5 protein-coding genes and 1 pseudogene are annotated in these 7,189 nt (G+C 74.1%); 3 read left to right on the top strand and 3 right to left on the bottom strand.

Annotated features, from left to right (window positions below):
* Nucleotides 1–73 precede the first annotated feature (73 nt).
* Entirely contained in the window at nt 74–1,711 is a 1,638-nt protein-coding gene (locus ABZ951_RS33160; protein ID WP_344085772.1) for an ABC-F family ATP-binding cassette domain-containing protein, read from the top strand.
* A gap of 255 nt (nt 1,712–1,966) precedes the next feature.
* Here the strand turns inward: ABZ951_RS33160 and ABZ951_RS33155 are convergent, their stop codons facing one another.
* A complete protein-coding gene (locus ABZ951_RS33155; protein ID WP_361281676.1) occupies nt 1,967–4,360 on the bottom strand; it encodes a Tex family protein in 2,394 nt (797 codons plus the stop codon).
* Nucleotides 4,361–4,454: 94 nt separating this feature from the next.
* Nucleotides 4,455–5,309, bottom strand: a complete 855-nt coding sequence (locus ABZ951_RS33150) for a hypothetical protein (RefSeq protein WP_344085778.1) — start codon at nt 5,307–5,309, stop codon at nt 4,455–4,457.
* Between the two features lie 117 nt (nt 5,310–5,426).
* Between ABZ951_RS33150 and ABZ951_RS33145 the strand changes: the two genes are divergently transcribed.
* A complete protein-coding gene (locus ABZ951_RS33145) occupies nt 5,427–6,416 on the top strand; it encodes a GlxA family transcriptional regulator (RefSeq protein WP_344085781.1) in 990 nt (329 codons plus the stop codon).
* A gap of 12 nt (nt 6,417–6,428) precedes the next feature.
* Nucleotides 6,429–7,052 carry a DJ-1/PfpI family protein gene (locus tag ABZ951_RS33140; protein WP_344085784.1) on the top strand — a complete coding sequence of 208 codons (624 nt, stop codon included), beginning with the start codon at nt 6,429–6,431 and terminating at the stop codon, nt 7,050–7,052.
* A 39-nt stretch (nt 7,053–7,091) separates the two neighbouring features.
* Here the strand turns inward: ABZ951_RS33140 and ABZ951_RS33135 are convergent.
* Nucleotides 7,092–7,189, bottom strand: a pseudogene (locus ABZ951_RS33135) (small ribosomal subunit Rsm22 family protein); the annotation flags it as partial.

The raw sequence follows: 7,189 nt of genomic DNA, 5'->3' as shown, positions 1-7,189 counted from the left end.
CCCCGCCCGGGCGGGGCCACCACGGGAAAACCGGTACGGAGCGGCCTCCCGCACCGGTTAAAGTCGACGGGTTATGAGTGCCACTCTCGTCGCCAAGGACCTCGCCGCCGGACATGGCGACCGCACCCTCTTCTCCGGGCTCGACCTCGTCGTCGCCCCCGGGGAGGTCATCGGGCTCGTCGGCGCCAACGGCGCCGGCAAGTCGACCCTGCTGCGGTTGCTCGCCGGCCTCGACACCCCCGAAGAGGGCGGCCTCCGGCTCAGCCCGCCCACCGCCACCGTCGGCCACCTCCCGCAGGAGCCCGAGCGGCGCGCAGGCGAGACCGTACGGGACTTCCTCGCCCGCCGCACCGGCGTCACCGAGGCCCAGACGGCCCTCGACGCCGCCACCCAGGACCTCGTCGACGGCGCCCCCGGCGCGGACGACGCCTACTCCCACGCCCTGGAGCGCTGGCTCTCCCTCGGCGGCGCCGACCTCGACGAGCGCTCCGAGGAGGTCACCGCCTCCCTGGGGCTCGACATCGGCCTCGACCGCCACATGACCAGCCTCTCCGGCGGCCAGGCCGCCCGCGCCGGCCTCGCCTCCCTGCTCCTGAGCCGCTACGACGTCTTCCTCCTCGACGAGCCCACCAACGACCTCGACCTCGACGGCCTGGCCCGCCTGGAGCACTTCGTCACCGGGCTGCGCGCCGGCACCGTCCTCGTCAGCCACGACCGCGAATTCCTGGCCCGCACCGTCGACAAGGTCCTCGAACTCGACCTCGCCCAGCAGCAGATCACCCTCTACGGCGGCGGCTACACCGCCTACCTGGAGGAGCGCGAGACCGCCCGGCGGCACGCCCGCGAGCAGTACGAGGAGTACGCCGACACCCGCGCCGGCCTCGAAGCGCGCGCCCGCACCCAGCGGAACTGGATGGACAAGGGCGTCCGCAACGCCCGCCGCAAGTCCACCGACAACGACAAGATCGGCCGCAAGCTGCGCGCCGAGTCGACGGAGAAGCAGGCGGCCAAGGCCCGGCAGACCGAGCGGCTCATCGAACGCCTCGACGTCGTCGAGGAGCCCCGCAAGGAGTGGGAGCTGCGGATGGAGATCGCCGCCGCACCCCGCTCCGGCGCCGTCGTCGCCACCCTCCGCGGCGCCGAGGCCCGCCGCGGCTCCTTCACCTTCGGCCCCGCCGACCTGCAGATCGACTGGGCCGACCGGGTCGCCATCACCGGCGCCAACGGCTCGGGCAAGTCCACCCTCCTCGCCGCGCTCCTCGGCCGGCTCCCGCTGGACGCGGGCTCGGCCGCGCTCGGGCCCGGCGTCGTGGTCGGCGAGGTGGACCAGGCGCGCGCCCTCTTCTTCGGCGACGAGGCGCTGCTGGCCGCCTTCGAGGCGGCCGTCCCGGAGCTGGAACCGGCCGACGTCCGCACGCTGCTCGCCAAGTTCGGCCTCAAGGCCGCGCATGTGCTGCGCCCCGCGGCGACCCTCTCCCCGGGCGAGCGGACCCGCGCGGCCCTGGCGCTGCTCCAGGCCCGCGGAGTCAACCTCCTCGTCCTGGACGAGCCCACCAACCATCTCGACCTGCCGGCGATCGAACAACTGGAATCGGCGCTGGCGTCGTACACGGGCACGCTGCTGCTGGTGACGCACGACCGCCGCATGCTGGAGGCGGTCCACACGACCCGCCGCATCGAGGTCACGCAGGGCCGCCTCACCGAACGCTGACCGTGACCGTGACCGCTACCGCGGAGGGCTCCCCCGGGGGCCGCCGCACCCTGCCGGGTGTGCCGATCCGCCGCGGCGGGTCACCTCGGGGGTGCGTTGCGGCGCCAATTCTCAGCGCTGCCGGGTCACCCCGTCGGAGGCGATCCCGTGCCGGGCACCCTTTCCCGCCGCAGTGGCGGGTCGTCACTGCGGCGGATCCCGGCGGTGCCATGAGGGCTCAGCCGCCACCGCTGAGCCCCGCCGGAGACGGGACGGCTACAGCAGTCCCGCCCGCCGGAGCGCGTCCGCCATCGCGTCGTTCGCCGGGGGTGCCTTCGGCGCCTTCGGTGCCGGCGTGCCGCCGTCGCCGCGGCGCTGGCGCGGGGCGCCCCGCCGGGCGCCACCACGCTCGCCGCGATCCCGCTCCCGGCCCCCCGCGGCAGCCGCAGGCGCGGCGCCGGACGGCGCCCCGTCCTCCAGCCTGAGCGTCAGCGAAATCCGCTTGCGCGGGATGTCGACCTCCATGACCTTCACCCGCACGATGTCCCCCGGCTTCACCACGTCCCGCGGGTCCTTCACGAACGTCTTCGACATCGCCGACACGTGCACCAGACCGTCCTGGTGCACCCCGACGTCCACGAACGCGCCGAAGGCCGCCACATTGGTGACGACACCCTCCAGCACCATGCCCGGCGTCAGGTCACCGATCTTCTCCACGCCGTCCTTGAACGTGGCCGTTTTGAACGCGGGCCGCGGGTCACGGCCCGGCTTCTCCAGCTCACGGAGGATGTCGGTGACCGTCGGCAGCCCGAAGGAGTCATTGACGAAATCGGCGGGCCGCAGCGACCGCAGGACCGCCGTATTGCCGATGAGCGCGGCGACCTCGCCACCCGTGCTCTTCACCATGGCCCGCACCACGGGGTACGCCTCGGGGTGCACGCTGGAGAAGTCCAGCGGGTCGTCACCGCCGCGGATGCGCAGGAAGCCCGCGCACTGCTCGTACGCCTTCGGGCCGAGCCGCGCCACGTCCTTGAGCGCCTTGCGGGACCGGAACGGGCCGTTGGCGTCGCGGTGAGCGACGATGTTCTCGGCGAGGCCGGAGCTGATGCCCGAGACCCGCGACAGCAGCGGCGCGGACGCGGTGTTGACGTCGACGCCGACGCCGTTCACACAGTCCTCGACGACCGCGTCGAGCGAGCGCGACAGCTTCACCTCGGACAGGTCGTGCTGGTACTGGCCGACACCGATCGACTTGGGGTCGATCTTGACGAGCTCGGCGAGCGGGTCCTGGAGCCGGCGGGCGATGGACACCGCCCCGCGCAGGGACACGTCCAGCTCCGGCAGCTCCTGCGAGGCGAAGGCGGACGCGGAGTACACCGACGCCCCGGCCTCCGAGACCATCACCTTCGTCAGCTTCAGCTCCGGCTGCCGGGCGATGAGGTCGGCGGCGAGTTTGTCCGTCTCCCGGGAGGCCGTGCCGTTGCCGATCGCGATCAGCTCCACCCGGTGCTCACGGGCCAGCCGGGCGAGCGTCGCCAGCGAGGCGTCCCACTTCTGCTGCGGCACGTGCGGGTAGATCGTCTCCGTAGCGGCGACCTTGCCGGTCGCGTCGACGACCGCGACCTTCACGCCCGTGCGGAAACCGGGGTCGAGCCCCATCGTGGCCCGGGTGCCGGCGGGCGCGGCGAGCAGCAGATCCCGGAGGTTGGCCGCGAAGACGCGGACCGCCTCGTCCTCGGCGCTCTGCCGCAGCCGCAGCCGCAGGTCGATGCCGAGGTGGACGAGGATCCGGGTGCGCCAGGCCCAGCGCACGGTGTCGCCCAGCCACTTGTCGGCCGGCCTGCTGCCCTCACCGGGGGCCGCGATCCCGAACCGGCGCGCGATCATCCGCTCGTACGTGCTCGGCCCCTCGGCCGCCGACGGCTCCTCCGGCTCCAGGGTGAGGTCGAGGACCTCCTCCTTCTCGCCGCGCAGCATGGCCAGCACCCGGTGCGAGGGCAGCTCGGTGAAGGGCTCGGCGAAGGAGAAGTAGTCAGCGAACTTCGCGCCCGCCTCCTCCTTGCCCTCCCGCACCTTCGCCGCGACCCGGCCGCGCGCCCACATCCGCTCCCGCAGCTCGCCGATGAGGTCCGCGTCCTCGCCGAACCGCTCGGTGAGGATGGCGCGGGCGCCCTCCAGGGCGGCCGCCGCGTCGGCGACCCCCCGCTCGGCGGAGACGAAGGCCGCCGCCGCGGCGAGCGGCTCGGTGCCCGGGTCGCCGAGCAGGCCGTCGGCCAGCGGCTCCAGCCCGGCCTCGCGGGCGATCTGCGCCTTGGTGCGCCGCTTGGGCTTGAACGGCAGGTAGACGTCCTCCAGCCGGGCCTTGGAGTCGGCCTCGCGGATCCGCGCCTCCAGCGCCGCGTCCAGCTTCCCCTGCGACCGGACGGACTCCAGGACGGCCGCCCGGCGGTCCTCCAGCTCCCGCAGATAGCGCAGCCGTTCGTCGAGGGCGCGCAGCTGCGCGTCGTCGAGCATCTCCGTCGCTTCCTTGCGGTAGCGGGCGATGAACGGGACCGTCGACCCGCTGTCGAGCAGATCGACGGCAGCCTTCACCTGCCGCTCCCGGACGCCGAGCTCCTCGGCGATCCTGCCTGCGATCCTGTCCTCGGTCGACGCGCCAGATGCCGTCACGATCACGCTCCGCTTTCTCTTCGAGCTGCGGTCTGCATTGTGGCAGGTGCCACCGACAATGCCGCCCGCCGCCCGCGGAGCCGGCCGGTCTCCCTCAGCCGAGGAGGTCCGCCGGGTACGCGCCCGCGGTGAGCGCCGTGGTCGCGAACGCCGTGGCCAGCTCCGTGAGGCGCGCGACGCCCGCCGCGCCCAGGTGCTCGTAGGGCGCGGCGTCCAGGCGGTCGGTCTCCTCCTCCAGATCCGCGCGCAGCCGCGCGCCCTCCTCCGTCAACGCGCCGTCCGCGCCGAGCAGTCCGCGCTCCCGCAGCCGCTCCCGGCCCGCGGCCAGCTCCTCCTCGCTCCAGCCGCGCGTGGCGATCAGCCACTTGAGGGAGAAGCCGCGCCCGCTCGCGCTGTGGCTGAGGAGGGCCTCCACCGGGCCGAGGCCCGCCGCGAGGAGGGCCGTCAGGTGCCCGTCGCCGCGGTGCTCGCGCAGCAGCGTCGCGGCGTGCCAGTAGGCCAGGTGCGGGGCTTCGGGCACGGGCAGGTCGGCATGGGCGGAGTACACCGGGCGGGCCGGGCGGCCGCACGCCTCGGTGGCGCGCAGGGCGAGCCCGGCGGCCTCGGCCATCTCCGCGGAGGCCACGGCGTCGTCGCCCAGGAGCCGGCGCAGGGTGGTGTCGGCGGCGCGCAGCCGGGCGTCGAGGACGTCCTCGGGCGTGGCGGCGTCCCACACCCGCGGGAGGTGACGGGCCACCAGCTCGTGCTTGAAGTTGTAGAACGCGGCGGTGACGGTGCCGGCGGAGACGCGGCCCAGTGCCGCGGAGCGGGTCGCGAAGTAGACGCCCTGGTCCTTGATGCCGAGGGGCTCGAACTCCGCCGCCAGGTCGGGGGAGAAGTAGACCGACGAGTGCAGGGTGTTGAGCAGGTTGTGACAGCGCCGTCCGGCGCGCGGGGGCAGGGTACTCATGCCAGCACGTTACCGACTGGTCGGTAGGGCATAGAAGCGGGGCGGCTAAGGGAACGGCGGCGATGGCAGGAAAGGTGGGAAGTTCGTCATTGCGGACACCTCCCGGCCCCGGCCAGCATGGTCTCCATGACACCCCGCCGCACCGTGCTGATCCTCCTCTTCGAGGGGGTCCAGAGCCTCGATGTCACCGGCCCCCTCGAAGTGTTCGACGGGGCGGGCCAGGCGTCGGGGGACCGCGCCGCGTACGAGGTGCGCACCGCCACGCTCGACGGCGGTCCCGTCCGGTGCGGCAGCGGCCTGCGCCTGACCCCCGACGCCTCGCTCGCGGACAGCGCCGTGCCGCACACCCTCCTGGTGCCCGGCGGCGACACCCGCGTCCCCGACCCCCGGCTCGTCGCCTGGCTGCGCGCGCAGGCCCCGCGCGCCGAGCGCGTGGTCTCCGTCTGCACGGGCGCGTTCCTGCTCGCCGAGGCCGGACTGCTCGACGGCCGGCGCGCCACCACCCACTGGGCGTTCTGCGCCTCCTTCGCCGCCCGCTTCCCCGCCGTGAAGGTGACGACCGACCCCATCTACGTGCGGGACGGGAACGTCGCCACCTCGGCCGGCGTCACCGCGGGCATCGACCTCGCGCTGGCCCTGGTGGAGGAGGACCTGGGGCGCGCGACGGCGCTCACCGTCGCCCGCTACCTCGTCGTCTTCCTGCGCCGGCCCGGCAACCAGACCCAGTTCAGCGCCCAGCTCGCCGCCCAGACCGCGAGCCGCCCCACACTGCGCGACGTTCAGCACTGGATCGCCGAACACCCCGGCGGCGACCTGTCCGTGGACTCCCTCGCGGCCCGCGCGAACCTCTCGCCCCGGCACTTCGCCCGCGCCTTCCGGGACGAGGTCGGGATGACGCCCGGCCGCTATGTGGACCGGATCCGGCTGGAGGCCGCCCGCCGTCTGCTGGAGGACACGGCCGACGCCGTGGAGCAGATCTCCCGCACCTGCGGTTACGGCACCTCCGAGGCCATGCGCCGCGCCTTCGTCCGGACCATGGGCGTCGCGCCCGCCGAATACCGGCGCCGCTTCCACCCCACGCCCCCGCCCCTTGTCTCTCCCGCCTGAAAGGAACGTCCCGTGCAGATAGCGATCCTCCTCTACCCCGGCTTCACGGCGCTCGACGCCATCGGCCCCTACGAGATGCTCAACGCCCTCCCCGGCGCCGAGACCGTCTTCGTCGCGGAGCGGCGCGGCCCCGTGCGCAACGACAGCGGCAGGCTCGGGCTCGTCGCCGACGCCGCGTTCGACGAGGTCACCCGCCCCGATGTCGTCGTGGTCCCCGGCGGCCCCGACACCAGCGGCCCCCGGGACCCCGGGCCCGTCCGGGACTGGCTGCGGGCGGTGGACGCGTCCACCACCTGGACGACGTCGGTGTGCACCGGATCGCTGATCCTCGCCGCGGCCGGGCTGCTGAAGGGGCGCCGCGCCACCTCGCACTGGCTGGCGCTGGAGGAACTGGTGCCCTACGGCGCGGAACCGACGGGCGAGCGGGTCGTCTTCGACGGGAAGTACGTCACCGCCGCCGGGGTCTCCTCCGGCATCGACATGGGGCTCACGCTCGCCGGCCGCATCGCGGGCGACCGGGCCGCGCAGACCATCCAGCTGCTCACCGAGTACGACCCCGAGCCGCCCTACGACGCGGGCTCGCCGGAGAAGGCCCCCGCGGACCTCGTCGCCGAATGGCGGGCCAAGGGGGTCTAGGGTCCGCCCGGTGCTGGGAGGTGCCCCCGGACGGGGCGGATTTGGGCCCTTGACCTGGCGGTGCAGCGAGGAGCGGCTGACCCGTGCCGAGAAGTGGCACCAGTCCTTGCCCGCCTCGAGCGGGCAGGCCGCGCTGT

This window comes from Streptomyces sp. NPDC046215 (assembly GCF_040646215.1).
Classification (GTDB): domain Bacteria; phylum Actinomycetota; class Actinomycetes; order Streptomycetales; family Streptomycetaceae; genus Streptomyces; species Streptomyces stramineus.
The sequence above is the reverse complement of the archived record's forward strand: the minus strand, read 5'-3'. Positions and strand labels throughout refer to the sequence as shown.

What these genes read in the sequence shown, in the direction of transcription:
- ABZ951_RS33160 (WP_344085772.1), top strand. Translation starts at nt 74, where the DNA reads ATGAGTGCCACTCTCGTCGCCAAGGACCTCGCCGCCGGACATGGCGAC.
- ABZ951_RS33150 (WP_344085778.1), bottom strand. Translation starts at nt 5,309, where the DNA reads ATGAGTACCCTGCCCCCGCGCGCCGGACGGCGCTGTCACAACCTGCTC.
- ABZ951_RS33145 (WP_344085781.1), top strand. Translation starts at nt 5,427, where the DNA reads ATGGTCTCCATGACACCCCGCCGCACCGTGCTGATCCTCCTCTTCGAG.